Annotated in this window: 17 protein-coding genes; 7 read left to right on the forward strand and 10 right to left on the reverse strand. The window is 73.7% G+C overall.

Annotation, left to right across the window (positions count from 1 at the left end; all coding sequences use genetic code 11):
- Positions 1-2 precede the first annotated feature (2 nt).
- Positions 3-2,312 carry an ATPase, T2SS/T4P/T4SS family gene (locus ACIB24_RS15595; protein ID WP_398282233.1) on the forward strand — a complete coding sequence of 770 codons (2,310 nt, stop codon included), beginning with the start codon at positions 3-5 and terminating at the stop codon, positions 2,310-2,312.
- 61 nt (positions 2,313-2,373) lie between these two features.
- Here the strand turns inward: ACIB24_RS15595 and ACIB24_RS15600 are convergent, their stop codons facing one another.
- Positions 2,374-2,880 carry a GAF domain-containing protein gene (locus ACIB24_RS15600; protein WP_398282237.1) on the reverse strand — a complete coding sequence of 169 codons (507 nt, stop codon included), beginning with the start codon at positions 2,878-2,880 and terminating at the stop codon, positions 2,374-2,376.
- A gap of 263 nt (positions 2,881-3,143) precedes the next feature.
- Here ACIB24_RS15600 and ACIB24_RS15605 point away from each other — a divergent pair, with 263 nt between their 5' ends.
- Positions 3,144-4,277 carry an Mrp/NBP35 family ATP-binding protein gene (locus ACIB24_RS15605; protein WP_398282240.1) on the forward strand — a complete coding sequence of 378 codons (1,134 nt, stop codon included), beginning with the start codon at positions 3,144-3,146 and terminating at the stop codon, positions 4,275-4,277.
- A 110-nt stretch (positions 4,278-4,387) separates the two neighbouring features.
- Here the strand turns inward: ACIB24_RS15605 and ACIB24_RS15610 are convergent, their stop codons facing one another.
- Entirely contained in the window at positions 4,388-5,143 is a 756-nt protein-coding gene (locus ACIB24_RS15610) for an SDR family NAD(P)-dependent oxidoreductase (RefSeq protein WP_398282243.1), read from the reverse strand.
- 134 nt (positions 5,144-5,277) lie between these two features.
- Here ACIB24_RS15610 and ACIB24_RS15615 point away from each other — a divergent pair, with 134 nt between their 5' ends.
- Positions 5,278-6,111 carry a helix-turn-helix transcriptional regulator gene (locus ACIB24_RS15615; RefSeq protein ID WP_398282246.1) on the forward strand — a complete coding sequence of 278 codons (834 nt, stop codon included), beginning with the start codon at positions 5,278-5,280 and terminating at the stop codon, positions 6,109-6,111.
- A 1-nt stretch (position 6,112) separates the two neighbouring features.
- On the opposite strand, the gene ACIB24_RS15620 is transcribed toward ACIB24_RS15615, so the two are convergent.
- Genes ACIB24_RS15620 through sigE form a run of 4 tightly spaced genes read right to left on the reverse strand, consistent with a single transcriptional unit; the run spans position 6,113 to position 8,875 of the window.
- A complete protein-coding gene (locus ACIB24_RS15620) occupies positions 6,113-6,607 on the reverse strand; it encodes a twin-arginine translocase TatA/TatE family subunit (RefSeq protein ID WP_398282249.1) in 495 nt (164 codons plus the stop codon).
- A 32-nt stretch (positions 6,608-6,639) separates the two neighbouring features.
- The gene (locus ACIB24_RS15625) at positions 6,640-7,722 is read right to left on the reverse strand and encodes a sigma-E factor regulatory protein RseB domain-containing protein (RefSeq protein WP_398282252.1); all 1,083 of its coding nucleotides are present in this window, start codon (positions 7,720-7,722) and stop codon (positions 6,640-6,642) included.
- Positions 7,719-8,297, reverse strand: a complete 579-nt coding sequence (locus ACIB24_RS15630; RefSeq protein WP_398282255.1) for an anti-sigma factor family protein — start codon at positions 8,295-8,297, stop codon at positions 7,719-7,721. Before ACIB24_RS15630 ends, ACIB24_RS15625 begins: the two co-directional genes overlap by 4 nt.
- Positions 8,294-8,875: an RNA polymerase sigma factor SigE gene (gene sigE, locus ACIB24_RS15635; RefSeq protein WP_398282866.1), complete on the reverse strand. Its 582-nt coding sequence runs from the start codon at positions 8,873-8,875 to the stop codon at positions 8,294-8,296. The genes ACIB24_RS15630 and sigE overlap by 4 nt, the downstream gene beginning before the upstream one ends.
- Before the next feature lie 395 nt (positions 8,876-9,270).
- Between sigE and ACIB24_RS15640 the strand changes: the two genes are divergently transcribed.
- Together ACIB24_RS15640 and ACIB24_RS15645 are read left to right on the forward strand one after the other, a co-directional pair.
- Positions 9,271-9,858, forward strand: coding sequence for an O-methyltransferase (locus ACIB24_RS15640; protein WP_398282258.1), 588 nt, complete (start codon positions 9,271-9,273; stop codon positions 9,856-9,858).
- 49 nt (positions 9,859-9,907) lie between these two features.
- Positions 9,908-10,219 (forward strand): hypothetical protein, encoded by a 312-nt coding sequence (locus tag ACIB24_RS15645; RefSeq protein WP_398282261.1) that lies wholly within the window; start codon positions 9,908-9,910, stop codon positions 10,217-10,219.
- A gap of 33 nt (positions 10,220-10,252) precedes the next feature.
- Here the strand turns inward: ACIB24_RS15645 and ACIB24_RS15650 are convergent, their stop codons facing one another.
- Positions 10,253-10,762: a winged helix-turn-helix transcriptional regulator gene (locus ACIB24_RS15650; protein WP_398282264.1), complete on the reverse strand. Its 510-nt coding sequence runs from the start codon at positions 10,760-10,762 to the stop codon at positions 10,253-10,255.
- 74 nt (positions 10,763-10,836) lie between these two features.
- On the opposite strand from ACIB24_RS15650, the gene ACIB24_RS15655 reads away from it, so the two are divergent.
- Positions 10,837-11,424 carry a dihydrofolate reductase family protein gene (locus tag ACIB24_RS15655; protein WP_398282266.1) on the forward strand — a complete coding sequence of 196 codons (588 nt, stop codon included), beginning with the start codon at positions 10,837-10,839 and terminating at the stop codon, positions 11,422-11,424.
- Entirely contained in the window at positions 11,418-12,224 is an 807-nt protein-coding gene (locus ACIB24_RS15660; RefSeq protein WP_398282269.1) for an MBL fold metallo-hydrolase, read from the forward strand. The genes ACIB24_RS15655 and ACIB24_RS15660 overlap by 7 nt, the downstream gene beginning before the upstream one ends.
- Positions 12,225-12,240: 16 nt before the next feature.
- Here the strand turns inward: ACIB24_RS15660 and ACIB24_RS15665 are convergent, their stop codons facing one another.
- From ACIB24_RS15665 to ACIB24_RS15675, 3 genes are all read right to left on the reverse strand, one after another.
- The gene (locus ACIB24_RS15665; protein ID WP_398282272.1) at positions 12,241-13,791 is read right to left on the reverse strand and encodes a leucyl aminopeptidase family protein; all 1,551 of its coding nucleotides are present in this window, start codon (positions 13,789-13,791) and stop codon (positions 12,241-12,243) included.
- Positions 13,792-13,801: 10 nt separating this feature from the next.
- Positions 13,802-13,969, reverse strand: a complete 168-nt coding sequence (locus tag ACIB24_RS15670; protein WP_398282275.1) for a DUF3117 domain-containing protein — start codon at positions 13,967-13,969, stop codon at positions 13,802-13,804.
- Between the two features lie 209 nt (positions 13,970-14,178).
- Positions 14,179-14,778: a DNA-3-methyladenine glycosylase I gene (locus ACIB24_RS15675; RefSeq protein ID WP_398282278.1), complete on the reverse strand. Its 600-nt coding sequence runs from the start codon at positions 14,776-14,778 to the stop codon at positions 14,179-14,181.
- Positions 14,779-14,801: the final 23 nt, after the last annotated feature.

Consider the following 14,801-nt stretch of genomic DNA (forward strand, 5'->3'; position numbering starts at 1 on the left):
AGGTGACGTCCTCCGACCAGAAGCGGCCCGCCCTCCCGCGCCAGGCTCCGGGCGCGCCCGCCGGGCCCGCCGCTCCGACCCGTACGACCGCGTCGATGCGGGGGGCGTCGCGCAAGCGCCTGGGGGACGTCCTGGTCGAATCGGGACTGATCAACCAGCCGCAGCTGGAGCAGGCCCTGGCCGAGCAGCGCCGGGGCGACGGGCCGCGTCGCCGGCTCGGGCAGGTCGTGTCCGACCTGGGCTTCGCCACCGAGAAGGACGTCGCCGAGGCCCTGGCCAACCTGCTCGGCCTGCAACTGATCGACCTGTCGAAGCAGCTGCCGGCGCCGGACGTCGTCCGCCTGCTGCCCCGCGCGGTCGCCGAACGCACCCGGGTGCTGATCCTGGACCGCAACGCCCGCGGCCTGGTGATCGCCACCGCCGACCCCACCAACGTGCTCGCGCTGGACGACGTCAAGCTCTACACCCGCTCCCCCGAGCTGCAGATCTTCGTCGCCACGGACAGCCAGATCCGGGACCAGCTGGCCCGGGCCTGGTCGCTCGGCCAGGACAACACGCAGGTCTCGGAGATCATCGAGAACACCGAAGAGGAGGCGATCGACCCCGCCGACCTCGGCGGGACGGGCGAGGAGGACGCCCCGATCGTCAAGCTGGTCAACCGGGTGCTGTCGGACGCCGTCCGGCTGCGGGCCTCCGACATCCACGTCGAGGTGGAGCGCGAGGTGCTGCGCGTCCGGTTCCGCGTCGACGGCCTGCTGCGCGACGTGATGACCGCGCCCAAGCGCATCTCGACCGCGGTGATCAGCCGCATCAAGATCATTTCCGGTCTGGACATCGCCGAGCGGCGCATCCCGCAGGACGGCCGGACCCGGATCATGGTCGACAACACCGCGATCGACTGCCGGATCAGCACCCTCCCCGCACTGCACGGCGAGAAGGTCGTCATCCGGCTGCTGACCCGCGGCGACGACATCCCGCCGCTGTCCGCGCTCGGGTTCGAGTCCCGGCAGCTGTCCGAGTTCGAGGGTTCCCTGGCGGTGCCCCAGGGGCTGATCCTGATCACCGGTCCGACGGGTTCCGGTAAGACGAACACGCTGTACTCGGCGATCGCGTCGATCCGCACGCCCGACAAGAACATCGTCACGCTCGAGGACCCGGTCGAGGTCCAGCTGCCCGGCATCACCCAGGTCGGCGTGAACGTGAAGACCGGGATGACGTTCTCGGCCGGCCTGCGCTCGATCCTGCGCCAGGACCCCGACATCGTCCTCGTCGGTGAGGTCCGCGACGCCGAGACCGCCGAGCTGGCGCTCACCGCGTCGCTCACGGGCCACCTGGTGCTGACCACGCTGCACACCAACTCGGCCGTGGCCGCCCTGACCCGGCTGGTCGACATGGGCGCCGAACCGTTCCTGGTCGCCTCGTCGCTGACCGCGGCGATCGCCCAGCGGCTGGTCCGCAAGCCGTGCTCGAACTGCGTGGCCCCGTACGTCCCGGACGACGACACCCTCGCCAAGCTGGGCCTGACCCGCGACGACCTGCAGGGGGCGACCCCGATGCGGGGCACCGGCTGCCCCGAGTGCGGTGGCACCGGATACAAGGGCCGGACCGCCGTCTACGAGCTGCTCACCGTCGACTCCGCGCTGCGCCAGGTGCTGATGAAGGACCCGACCGAGACCTCGGTCGCGGCCCAGGCCCGCAAGAGCGGCATGCAGACCCTGCGTGCGTCGGCCCTGAACAAGGCCCGGCGCGGCGAGACCACGTACGAAGAGGCGATCCGGGTCACCTACACCGACTCCGGTGGCGACCACTCCTGCCCGAGCTGCAAGGGCCAGGTCGAGGAGGCCATGAGCGCCTGCCCGTGGTGCGGCACGCGGCTCGACGAGGGCAGCTGCCTGTCCTGCAACCGCGGCCTCGACCCGGCCTGGCACGTCTGCCCGTACTGCCGGACGCCGGTCGCGGCGGACCCCCGGCGCCCGGCGGCGCCGGTCACGACCCGGACGGCGGGTGGGCCGAACGCCGGGACGGCGGGTGGGCCGAACGCCGGGACGGCGCCGGGCGCACCTGCCGCGCCTGCCGCGGCTCCCGCCGTCCAGGCGCCCGCTCCGACGGCGGCCCCCGCTCCCGCCCAGGCGCCGCCGCGTCCGCCGGCGCCCGCCCAGGCACCGGCTCCCGTCCAGGCGCCTCAGCAGGCGCCCCCGCGCCGGCCGGCACCGGTCCAGGCACCGGTCCAGGCACCGGTCCAGGCACCGCCCCCGGCCAACCCGCCCCAGCCCGAGCGGTACCCCGAGCAGGAGTTCCGCCGGCAGTCCTGACGCGATTGCGCCCGGAAACCGACAGGTTCGTGTCGGTTTCCGGGCGCGATCGCGTTCGACGCTAGGAGGCGAGCTGCCCCAGGGCGAGGGAGCACTCGCGGGCCAGCTCCCCGAGCCGGGCGACCTGCTCGGCGCTCCACGTGCGCGGCCGGTGGTCGATGGCGCACACCGCTCCGACGACCATCCCGTCCAGCACGACCGGGGCCCCGGCGTAGGCGATCACCCCGAGGTCCTGCACGGCCCCGTTGTGCCGCACGAGCGGGTCGTCGTGCGCGTTGCCCACGACGAGCGGCGCCTGCGACGTGACGACGTGCTGGCAGAACGAGTGCGACAGCGGCGTCCAGCGTTCGGTGGCCATCGGTTCGGGCAGGCCCACGGCCCCCGGGAAGAACTGGCCCTCGGCGTCCACCAGCGACACCAGCGCCACGGGCGACTCGAGCTCGGTGGCCACCCGGCGGGCGAAGGCGTCGAGGGAGTCGACGGGCGCCTGGGGCAGGGGCATGACCAGCGGCAACGGGTTCGACGGACGTGTCGAGGCGGTCGTCGCGGGGACGATCGTGTCGCTCACGCAGCCTCCTGCCCATGGTCCGAGCCACCCACGGCGGCCCGACGGCCCGCCAGGGACGTGCTGACACCTTCAACCATTTTCTTGATCGGCGCATGTCGAAGCCGACTGGATCACAGGATGTCGGCTGATTTCCGCCCTGGATGCGCCGTCCGGACGGCGCGCGACGGGGCATCTCGCCCGCGCACCGGCCGTCCGGGGCCCGAGTGGCCCCGCACACACCCCGGCGGTCCGGAGCGGCCCGGACGCGGGCTTAGGATCGTCCCATGTCCGCAGCACCTACCCTGGAAGCCGTCCAGGCCGCCCTGGCCACGGTGAACGACCCCGAGATCCGGCGGCCCATCACCGACCTCGACATGGTCAAGTCGGTGGACATCACCGGCAGCACCGTCGCCGTGGAGGTGTCGCTCACCGTCGCCGGCTGCCCGATGAAGGACAAGCTCACCGGCGACGTGAAGGCGGCCGTCGGCGCGGTCGAGGGGGTCGAGGTCGTCGAGGTCACGCTCGGCGTCATGTCCGACGAGCAGCGCGCGGGCCTGAAGGACAAGCTGCGCGGCGGCGGCTCGTCGAAGGAGATCCCGTTCGGCAAGCCCGGTTCGCTGACCCGCATCTACGCGGTCGCCTCCGGCAAGGGCGGCGTCGGCAAGTCGAGCATCACGGTCAACCTGGCCGCCGCGATGGCCGCCGAGGGCCTGTCGGTCGGTGTCGTCGACGCCGACGTCTACGGCTTCTCCGTGCCCCGCATGCTCGGCGTCGACAACGCGCCGACCCGGGTCGACGACATGATCCTGCCGCCGGTCGCGCACGACGTGAAGGTCATCTCGATCGGCATGTTCGTGCCCGGCAACCAGCCCGTCGTGTGGCGCGGGCCCATGCTGCACCGAGCGCTCGAGCAGTTCCTGTCCGACGTGTTCTGGGGCGACCTCGACGTCCTGCTGCTCGACCTGCCCCCGGGCACGGGCGACATCGCGATCTCCACCGCGCAGCTGCTGCCGACCGCGGAGATCCTGGTCGTCACGACGCCGCAGCAGGCCGCCGCCGAGGTGGCCGAGCGGGCCGGGTCGATCGCCCTGCAGACCAAACAGCAGATCGTCGGCGTCGTCGAGAACATGTCGTGGCTGGAGCAGCCCGACGGGTCGAAGCTGGAGCTGTTCGGGGCCGGCGGCGGCCAGGCGGTCGCCGACTCGCTGGGCCGTTCGATCGGCGCGCCCGTGCCGCTGCTGGGTCAGGTCCCGCTGGACGTCGACCTGCGCGCGGGTGGGGACGCCGGGCTCCCCGTCGTCCTGGCCCGGCCCGACAGCGCCGCGTCGGTCGCGCTGCGTTCGGTGGCCCGCCAGCTGACCAAGCGGGCCCGCGGCCTGGCCGGCCGCTCCCTGGGCCTCACCCCCGCGGGTCGCTGACCCCGCGGCGGTTCGTGATCAAGGAAACTTCTACTCTCGGCTCTGGCCGCCGGGTGGGCCGACCGGGCCGAGAAGAGTAGAAGTTTCCTTGATCACGAGCATTTGGGGGGTTAGAGGCTCTGGCCGCCGGACAACTCGATCCGGGTGCCGTTCGCCCAGCCGAAACCGTCCGACAGGATGGCCGCGATCCCCGCGCCGATGTCGTCGGGCTGCCCGACGCGGCCCAGCGCCGTCGAGGCGGCCACGTGGGTGTTCACCGCGGCGACGTCGCGCACCACGCCGCCCCCGAAGTCGGTCGCGACCGCGCCGGGGGCGACCACGTTGACCCGGATCCCCCGCTCGCCGAGTTCCAGCGCCTGGTAACGGGTCAACACCTCGACGGCCCCCTTGGCCGCGGCGTACGCGCTGTAGCCGGGCAGCGTGAACCGGGCCAGCCCGGTCGAGACGTTCAGCACCCGGCCGCCGTCCGCGATCAGCGGCAGCAGCGCCTGGGTCAGGAAGTACGGGGCCTTGAACTGCACCCGGACCAGCTCGTCGAAGTCCGCCTCGGAGGTCGTGGCGTACGGCGCGTGCACCCCGAACCCGGCGTTGTTCACCAAGGCCTGCAGCCGCGCCCCGCCGAACTCGGCCTCGAGGACCCGGCGGACGTCGTCCACGAAGTCGCCGAAGGCGCTCGCGTCGGCGACGTCCAGGGGCAGCAGCGCGGCCCGGCGCCCCAGGGCTCGGACCGCCTCGGCGAGCGCCTCAGCCTCGGCCTTGCTGCTGCGGTAGGTGCCGATCACGTCGAACCCGGCCCGGGCCAGGTGCAGGGCGGCGCTGCGGCCCAGTCCGCGGCCGACGCCGGTGATCAGGACGGTGCTGCTCATCGTGGTTCCTCCTGAATAGCGCTGGGGTGATGGGGCTTCCAGGCTGCGGCGACCCACGGGGCGGGTGAAGGGACGGCTCAACCAGGGATCGTCGGTCCGTGGATGCGAGGCCACGAGGGGGTGACACTGAGGTCATGGACCGTCCCGGACTGGCCGACTTCCTCCGCACCCGCCGGGAGGCCATGCAGCCCGCGGACGTCGGCCTGCCGCCGGGGGTGCGCCGCCGCGCCCCGGGGCTGCGACGCGAGGAGGTCGCCGCGCTGGCCGAGATGTCCACGGACTACTACGCCCGCCTGGAGCAGGAGCGGGGCCCGCAGCCGTCGGAGCAGATCGTGGCCTCGCTGGCCCGGGCCCTGCGGTTGCGGCTCGACGAGCGGGAGCACCTGTTCCGGCTGGCCGGGCACCAGGCACCGGCGCGGGTGAACCGGTCCGACCACGTGGCGCCGGCCCTGCTGCGGGTCCTCGACCGGCTGCACGACACCCCGGCCCAGGTGGTCTCCGACCTCGGCGAGACGCTCGTGCAGAACCCGATGGCGGTCGCCCTGCTCGGGCCGCAGACCGGTGGGGAGGGCATCGAGCGCAGCCAGACCTACCGGTGGTTCACCGATCCGGCCTCGCGGGCGATCTATCCGGAACGGGACCACGACCACCAGGCCCACGTGCAGGTGGCCCGGCTGCGGGCGGCGTCCACCCGGGCCGGTGGCGACCCGCGCGCCCGCGAACTCGTGAGCCGACTCCTGGCCGCCAGCAGCGAGTTCCGTGCCCTGTGGGAGTTGCACGAGGTCGGCGAGCTGACCGATGCGCGCAAGACGATCGTGCACCCGGAGCTGGGCGAGATCGAGGTGGACTGCCAGGTCCTGCTGACCGAGAACCGGGCGCAGTCGCTGCTGGTCTTCACCGCCACCCCGGGCAGCGAGAGCTACCGTCGGCTGGAGCTTCTCGCGGTGGTCGGCCGCCAGTTCAGTTGATCTAGGTGGCGTCGGGGTCGTAGTCGGGCCCGGCGGCGGCCTCCGGCGCCTCGCCGGTGCGGGCCGCGCGGGCCTTGGCCTCGGCCACCCGCTGCGCCTGCTGGACGGCGGCCAGGTTGGCGGCCTGCTCCGCCTCGCGTTGGACGTCGGTCGGCCCCTGCGCCGCCGGCCGGGCCGCGCCGGTCAGGGTGTCGCGCACGTCCTGCGTGGTCTGCTTCATGCCCAGCGGGTCGTCGGGGTCGAAGGCGTCGCTGAGCGCCTCCCGGACGATGCGCCGCGGGTCGTACTGGCGCGGGTCGAGCTTGCGCCAGTCGATGTCGTCGAACTCGGGGCCCATCTCGGCCTTGACCTGCTCGGTCGCACCGGCCGCCATGCGCCGCAGCTCCTTGATCAGGCGGGCCAGGCTCTGGGCGTAGTCGGGCAGCCGCTCCGGGCCCAGGAAGATGGCCGCGACCACCACCAGGACCAGCAACTCGGGCGCGCTGATACCGAACACCCCGTCACCTTATGCCGGGGCCTGCGAGGGGCCTAGCCCGGCAGCCAACTGAGCGCCGACCGGGCGAACCGGGTCATCACGCCGGGCCGGTCGTCGTGCGGCAGGTCGGCGAGGCGGTCCTGCAGCTCGTCCAGCTCGAGGTCCCCCACGGCCGTGATCACCAGGTCACCGCCCTGCCAGGTCATGGTCTCCGGCCAGCTGTCCCGCACCAGGGCGGTCCCGTCGTCCCAGTCCTGGCGCTGCCAGCCGGACAGCTCGTCGGCCAGCTCGCCGCGCTGGGCGAACACCGAGATGGCGCAGATGCCGTCGCCGTAGGTGAGCTGCAGGACGGGCGCGTCCCCGGGCAGGGTGCCGCGGCGCGCGTCGAGCAGGCGCATCCCGCCGGGCAGGCTCTGGCGTACCGGCCAGCCCTCGGCGCCCCACCGGGCCAGGTCGGTCAGCGGGAGCACCGTCCACCCGCTGGGGCCGGCACTCGAGGGGGACGACGGGGCGAAAGAGGGCCCGGACGACGGGGAGCCGGCGGACGTCGTCGCCTTCCCGCCCAGCGTGAGCGACACGAACGCCGCGGAGCGGCGGGGCTCCCCGGCCGCGCCGACGACGTCCTGCCGGAGCATCAGCCCCGTGCCGTCGTCCAGCCACATCCGGGCGGCGAGCACGCCGTCCTGCGTCGCGGTGACCACGTGGGCGGGCCGGTCGAGCACCGTCCCCGCGCCCTCGACCCTGACGACGTAGGCCGCCAGCAGCGCCTCCACGGTCCGGTCGGTGAGCGCGCGGACGCCGTTCGCGGTGGCCGTACTCTCCCCCGCCTCGGTGACCGTGACGGTGCGGGTGGCGGCGCGGCCGTCGTGCCACGTGGTGATCTCCTGGTCGCCCTGGTACTCGACGCCGTCCTCCGCGTCGGCGGCCCGGCGCAGCAGGGTCACGGCGGCGGCGCTGGACCCGGCCGCGACCACGGCGGCCCCGGACGGTCCGACGGCGTCGACCGTGTCGACGTCCACGTCGGCCGAGGCCCGGTCGACGGGTGACCAGCCGCTGGGCAGCAGCAGGACGAGCGCGACCAGGCCGGCCAGCCCGACCAGCACGGCGACCGCGGTGGTCGGCCGTGCCCGGCTCATCGCCGCTTGTTCGTGGGCGCGCCCCAGACCACGCTCTGGTCGGTGAACGGCAGGGTCGCCGCGGTGGCGCCGTGCTCGGCGACGAACGTGTCGACGGGCGGGACGACGTTCGGCCGGGCCGCGCTCGACCCCGAGGCCACGCCCCCGACCGCCGCACCGGCGCCCACCACGCAGGCCGCGGCGACCATCGCGGCGACCAGGCGCGGCCGCGGACGGACCCGCTGACGCTGGACAGGCAGGTCGTAGGCGGCGACCGGGACGGGCGCCATCGGCGGGGCCATCCCCGCGTCGAAGACGAAGGTGTCGGCGGCCGGGGCGGGCAAGGCCTGTTCCTTGACCGCCTCACCCGGACCGCCCATGGCGACCAGCTGCAGCATGAACGCCGCGCTGGGCACCGGCTCGCGGGCCGGGTCGGCGAGCCGGGACAGGCTCTGCTTGGTCAGCCGCTCCAGCTCGACCGCGTCCCGGCACTCCCGGCAGGAGGCCAGGTGGATCGTGGCGCGCTCCGCCTCGGCGGCCGACAACCGGCCGTCGACGAGTTCGGTGGCGCGTTCACCCAAATGGCTCAGGCTCACCGCACGACCTCTTCACCGGCGCGCGCCTCGCCCAGCTCGACCCGGTTCGGACGGCGGTGGGCCAGCTGCTCGCGCAGCAGCGCCCGCCCCCGGTGGATGCGCGAGCGGACGGTGCCCAGCTTCACGTCCAGCGTCGCGGCGATCTCCTCGTAGGAGAGGCCCTCGATGTCGCACAGCACGACGGCCGCGCGGAACTCCGCGGGCAGGGTCGCCAGGGCCGCCTGGACGTCGTAGTCGAGGTTGTTGTGCTCCCAGGCCCCCTCGGGGCCGGGCTCGCGCCCGGGCAGCCGCTCCCCGGCGTCCTCCGGCAGGGCGTCGAACCGGATGCGCTGCTTGCGGCGCGCCTGGTCGAGGAAGAGGTTCGTGGTGATGCGGTGCAGCCAGCCCTCGAACGTGCCCGGCGTGTAGGACGAGAGCGAGCGGAACACCCGCACGAAGACCTCCTGCGTGAGGTCCTCGGCGTCGTGCGGGTTGCCGGTCAGGCGGTAGGCCAGGCGGTAGACGCGGGCAGAGTGGTCCCGGACGATCTCCTCCCACGTGGGGGGCGTCCAGGCCGCCTCGCTCACAGAAGCGTCCACCTCATTCGACGTGGCGAACCGGGCGACGGGCTGCTCGACCTTCGGTGCAGGCGTCGTACGCCCGCCCAGCCGGAACGGAAAGCCCCCCGCGGGTACCGCGTATGTCGACACCCTGACTCCATCCTGACCCAGGACCTGACCCGCCCGCCAGTGCGGCGGGGCGAGGAGCGGCCGTGTGGGTCGTATCGGTCCACCTACAGGCGCCAACGGAGGAATCGGCCCGGGGGTTCCCGAACCGTCACCTCGACCGTCGTCGTGCGCGCTGCCGCTCATGCGGTGCATCCCACTAGGCTCTGCTGGGAATTCCCTGCATCGGGGAGCTGGCGGCACTTCGGAAGAGGTGACTGACGATCAGAGCGCCGAGCCCGGCCACCTGGGCGTACGCGGAGACCTTCGTGCCCGAGGACGACATCCTCGAGCGGGCCCGGGCGCGGGCCGACGAGCTGGGGTGCACCCCGGTCCTGCCCGGCGCCGGCGCGGCCCTGGAGGTGCTGGCCGCGGCGATCGGCGCGCGCGCCGTCGTGGAGATCGGCACCGGGGCGGGGGTGTCCGGTCTGCACCTGTTGCGCGGCATGCCCGACGACGGCGTCCTGACCACCATCGACATCGAGGTGGAGAACCAGCGGGCCGCACGGGAGGCGTTCGGCGAGGCGGGCATCCGCACGAACCGCACCCGGCTGATTCCCGGCCGCGCGCTCGACGTCCTGCCCCGGCTCACCGACGGCGCCTACGACCTGGTGCTGCTGGATGCCGACAAGGAGGAGTACCAGGCCTACCTCGACCAGGCGCTGCGCCTGTTGCGCCCCGGTGGCCTGCTCGCGGTCGACAACGCGCTGTGGCACGACCGGGTCGCGGACCCGGCGCAGCGTGACCCGCGGACGACGGCCGTGCGCGAGCTGGGCAAGCTGGTCCGCGACGACGAGCGCCTGGTCCCCGCGATGCTCCCCTGCGGTGACGGGCTGCTGGTCGCCGTGAAGCGGTGACCCGCTGAGCGAGCACGCGCCCGACCACGTCGTCGACCCCAGCCGGCCGGTGCCGCCGCGGCGGCTGGTGCGCGGCGCCGAGCGGCTGGCCGACCTGGTCGGGCGGCGGCTGCTGGTCGGCATCACCTACGTCGACACCGCGGGCGAGACGCTGTCCCGGCAGCAGTTCTGCGGTCGGGTGCTGGACGTCGGGGACGGCGTGGTGGTCGTCGAGCGGCCGGGCGACGGGGAGCCGGCCGTGCTGCCTGCGGACGCCGACGCCTACGAGGTCGCCAAACCGGGCTCGTACACGTTGTCCGGTTCGGGTGAGGTCGTCGTCGACCCCGACTTCGTCACCACCTGGCGCGTCGTCGCCACCTGACCTTCCGCCGTGATCATGCGCAAACGCAGCATTTCAGTCGTGATCATGCGCAAACGCAGCATGCGCCCGGGCCCCCTCGTAGGCAGCCGCCAGCCGTTCGAACGGGCCAGGACCGTCACGTTCGACGGGTGGCTCACCGAGGTGCCGGACCCGTAGCTCGGCCATGAGTTCCTCGACGAAGTCCGGACCCTCGTCGCGCATCAGCTGCTGCCGGACCCGCAGCTCCTCCGTGCCCGGGCGGTGGTCGAGACCCCAGTTGCCGAGGGCCACCATGACCGGCAGCGTCCGGATGCCGGCCTCGGTCAGGCTGTACCGGGCCCGTTGCCCGCGCGCGGCGGTGCCCCGCGTCAGCAGCCCGGCCTCGACCAGCTTCACCAGGCGGTCGGCCAGGATGTTCGACGCGATCCCCTCGATGGAGTTGGTCAGCAGGGCCCGGAAGTACCGGCGGTCGCCGAAGACGACGTCGCGCAGCACGAGCATCGACCAGCGGTCGCCGAGCACCTCGACGGCGGCGTTGATCGGGCACCCCGACCGTGGCTCCACGAACCCTCCTTGACAGTGCTTCCGTCGCTCCAGAATAGTGGTTGCAGATCGCAACCACTAGGGGTGAGAAGTCCATGGGCCGCTTCGTGTACTCGATGAACGTCTCGCTCGACCTGCGCATCGAGCAGGTCCCCGGGGACGACGGCGCCGGCGAGTGGCTGCGCATCGACGAGGAACTGCACCGCGCGTTCAACGAGCACGCCCGATCCCTCGCGCTGACGGTCACGGGCCGGGTGATGCACGAGATCATGGAGACGTACTGGCCACGCGGCCGCACCGACGAGGAGCTACCCGGCTACATGCGCGAGTACGCCGAGATCTGGACGGCCGCGCCGAAGGTCCTGGTCTCCAACACCCGCACGAGCGCCGACTTCAACACCCGCATCCTGAGCGGGGACGGGGTGATCGAGCAGCTCGCCGCCCTGCGCGCGTCCACCGACGGCGCCATCGGTGTGGGCGGCGCGAACCTCGCCACCCAGCTGCTGCGCGCCGGGCTGCTCGACGAGTTGCTGCTCGCCACCCACCCGACGGTCCTCGGTTTCGGCCGGCCGCTGTTCGACGACTACGACCGGCCGGTCGACCTCGACCTGCTGGCGCAGCGGACGTTCGCCTCGGGAGTGACCATGCACCACTACGCCGTTCGAGAGGTGAAACCGTGCTGAAGCAGGTCGCGGACGGCGTGTCCGTGCACGTCAGCGAGTTCATGCTGAGCAACGCCGTGGTCGTGCAGGGGCGGGACGGCGTGCTGCTGATCGACGCCGGGGTGACCGGCGACGAACTGGCCCACCTGGCCGACGACCTCGCCGGTGCGGGACACGTCGTGGCGGCGGGCTTCTCCACACACCCGCACTGGGACCACCTGCTCTGGCACGAGAGGCTCGGCACCGCACCGCGTTACGGCACGGCCCACTGCGCCGCCACCGTCCGGGCCAAGCTGCCGGATGCCGCGGCGCGCGCCCGCGTCACCGGCATGCTGCCGCCCGAGCTCGTCGGCCGGGTACCGCTCGACGACCTGCTCGGCGCCGTCACCGGCCTGCCCGCGGACGCGACGCGCATCCCGTGGGACGGGCCCGAGGTCCGGATCATCGAGCACCAGGCCCACGCCGCGGGCCACGCCGCACTGCTGATCCCGGACGCCGGGGCGCTCGTCGTCGGCGACCTGCTCTCCGACGTCCTGGTCCCGATGCTCGACGCGGCCGCCACCGACCCGGTCGGCGACTACCTCACCGGGCTGGCGGCCCTCGACGCCGTGGCGGACGACGTCGACGTGTTCGTCCCCGGGCACGGGACGGTCGGCGACGCCGCCGAGCTGCGGGTCCGGCTCGACCGGGACCGGGCCTACGTCGACGCCCTGCGCGGCGGCGGCCCGTTCGACGACCCGCGGATCGACGCCCGGGCCCGGGCCGGCTGGGAGTGGGTGGCCGGCCTGCACGCGGGCCAGCTGTCACGCCTGTCGGGCTGAGACCTCGGCGCCTACCTCAGCGCTGGAGCCAGCGCAGCACCAGGCGGGCACCGAAACCGGTTCCGCCCCGGCAGATCTCATACTCGTCGCGGTCGCTGCGGGCCGGCCCGGCGATGTCCAGGTGGGCCCAGCGCCGGCCCCCGGTGAACTCGCGCAGGAACAGCGCGGCGGTGATGGAGCCGCCGCCCACGGACTGTCCGGGGCCGGGCACGTGCCGGAGGTCGGCGATCGGGGAGTCGAGCGCCGAGCGGTAGTCCTCGGCCAGCGGTAACTCCCAGACCCCCTCCCCCGCAGCGGTTCCCGCGGCCACCAGCGACGCGGCCAGCCGGGCGTCGGTCGCATACAGAGCGGCGTGCCGCTTGCCCAGACCGAGGGACGCGGCCCCGGTCAGGGTGGCCAGGTCGAGCACCGTGTCCGGGTCGAGCGAGTCGTCGGCGTAGGCGAGCGCGTCGGCCAGCACCATCCGCCCCTCGGCGTCGGTGTTCAGGATCTCGACGGTCGTCCCGCCGCGGACCGTGACGACGTCGGCCGGCCGGTACGACGACCCGCCGAAGGCGTTCTCGGCCATGGGCAGCAGCGCGGTGACCGGGCGGGTGACCCCGGCGGCCGGCGCCCCGACGACGGCGGCCAGCACCGCGGCGGCCCCCGACATGTCGGTCTTCATCGGGACCATCGACTCACGCGGTTTGATCGACAGCCCCCCGGTGTCGTACGTGATGCCCTTGCCGACCAGGACCACCGGCTGCTGCCGGGCGGTGCCACGCGGCCGGTAGTCGATCCGGACGAAGCGCGGCGGCGTGGCCGAACCCGCGCCGACCGCAAGCACGCCACCGAAACCCTCGGCGGCGAGGCGCTTCTCGTCCCACACCTCGACGTCGAGCCCCGCCTTCTCGGCCAGTCGCCGGGCCTGCGTGGCCAGCCACTGCGGAGACTTCACGGACGACGGGGTCTGGGCCAGGTCGCGGGCGGTCACCGCCGCCTGCGCGGCCGTCAACCCGGCCTCCACGGCCGCCGCCGGGTAGCCGGTGGCGCGCCCGCTGGCCAGCACCACCTCGCCCACGGCGGCCGCGTCCTTCCGGTTGCGCTGCCCGGCGCTCGGCGGTTCGTATCCGCCGAGCACCAGCCCCTCGACGGCCGCCGCCACGCCGTCCCGACCGGCGCCGGCGCCCAGACTGGTGAGCACCGACGACGACCCGCGCACGGCCCGGGCCAGCGCGGCGCCCGACCGGCGCAGGTCGGCCGGAGCGGCGCCCCCCACCCCGACGAGGAGCAGCCGGTTCGGCAGCCCGTCGGGGGCCTGCACGGGGACCCGCAGCACCTCACCGGCCCCGCCACGGAACCGCTCGGCCTCGAACACGCGGCCCAGGTCGACGCCGTAGGCCCGGGCGACGGCCGCCACCTCCCGCGGCACCGACGCCTCGGCGCGGGCCACGGCGGGCGCCACCGGTACCGCGACGGCCGCGGCCGGACGCGTCAGAGCAGAGTCGCCCAGGGCATCGGGAAGGGACGACGGGTGCGCGCGGACGCGGGTCCGGGCCGCGGCGACCAGCGTGGTGGGGCCACTCACAGGAGGGGGATCAGCCGCCGACGGCCTTCAGCGCGTCTCCGAGCTCGCTGGCCTCCGGAGCCGACATCTCGACGACCAGCCGGCCGCCACCTTCCAGGGGAACGCGCATCACGATGCCGCGACCCTCCTTGGTGACCTCCAGCGGGCCGTCGCCGGTCCTCGGCTTCATGGCCGCCATGTGGCATCCCCTTCCTGAGTTTCGTGCGCCCGTCCGGTCGAACCGTCCGTGCCGTTCGGGCCCACTGCCCATCACCCTTCCCGCGTCCGGCACGGAGAGTGATCCCGAGCATTATCCCGCGTCCCACCGCCACCACGAAACGTGGTCCGGGAAACGGCGCGTCCGGTGGGGGTAGCCGGGAGGTTCCACGGTCCATCGGCCGGGCTAATTCATGACCGAACGTGACAGCCCATCACGTGATCGTCGACGAGACCGCAGGCCTGCATCGCCGCGTAGGCGGTGGTCGGGCCGACGAACCGGAAGCCGTGGGCCTTCAGCGCCTTGGCCAGCGCCTTCGACTCCGGCGTGGTGGCGGGCACCTCCCCGGGACGCGGCGCCGGCTTCGCGGGCGGGGCGAACGACCAGACCAGCCCGTCGAGACCGCCCTCGACCGACTCCCGGAGCTCGAGCACGGCCCGGGCGTTCGAGATGGCCACCTCGATCTTCTTCCGGTTCCGGACGATCGACGCGTCCAGCAGGAGCCGCTCGACGTCGGCCTCGGAGAACCGGGCGACCTGCTCGGCGTCGAAGCCCGCGAACGCCGCCCGGAAGCCCTCGCGTTTGCGCAGGATGGTCAGCCACGACAGCCCCGACTGGAAGGCCTCGAGCGTGAACCGTTCGTAGAGCGCGGTCTCGCCGTGCACCGGCCGCCCCCACTCCTCGTCGTGGTAGGCGACGTAGTCGGGCGCCGACGTCCCCCAGGCGCAGCGCAGCAGGCCGTCGTCCCCCCGGGTCAGCCCCGGCGTCGCCTCGGCCAGGGTCTCCGTCATCCCCGTGGTCATACCCGTGCCTC

Origin of the sequence: Spongisporangium articulatum (genome assembly GCF_044465595.1) — a bacterium.
Classification (GTDB): Bacteria; Actinomycetota; Actinomycetes; order Actinomycetales; family Kineosporiaceae; genus Spongisporangium; species Spongisporangium articulatum.

What these genes read in the sequence shown, in the direction of transcription:
- ACIB24_RS15605 (WP_398282240.1), top strand. Translation starts at nt 3,144, where the DNA reads ATGTCCGCAGCACCTACCCTGGAAGCCGTCCAGGCCGCCCTGGCCACG.
- ACIB24_RS15610 (WP_398282243.1), bottom strand. Translation starts at nt 5,143, where the DNA reads ATGAGCAGCACCGTCCTGATCACCGGCGTCGGCCGCGGACTGGGCCGC.
- ACIB24_RS15615 (WP_398282246.1), top strand. Translation starts at nt 5,278, where the DNA reads ATGGACCGTCCCGGACTGGCCGACTTCCTCCGCACCCGCCGGGAGGCC.
- ACIB24_RS15625 (WP_398282252.1), bottom strand. Translation starts at nt 7,722, where the DNA reads ATGAGCCGGGCACGGCCGACCACCGCGGTCGCCGTGCTGGTCGGGCTG.
- ACIB24_RS15655 (WP_398282266.1), top strand. Translation starts at nt 10,837, where the DNA reads ATGGGCCGCTTCGTGTACTCGATGAACGTCTCGCTCGACCTGCGCATC.
- ACIB24_RS15670 (WP_398282275.1), bottom strand. Translation starts at nt 13,969, where the DNA reads ATGGCGGCCATGAAGCCGAGGACCGGCGACGGCCCGCTGGAGGTCACC.
- ACIB24_RS15675 (WP_398282278.1), bottom strand. Translation starts at nt 14,778, where the DNA reads ATGACGGAGACCCTGGCCGAGGCGACGCCGGGGCTGACCCGGGGGGAC.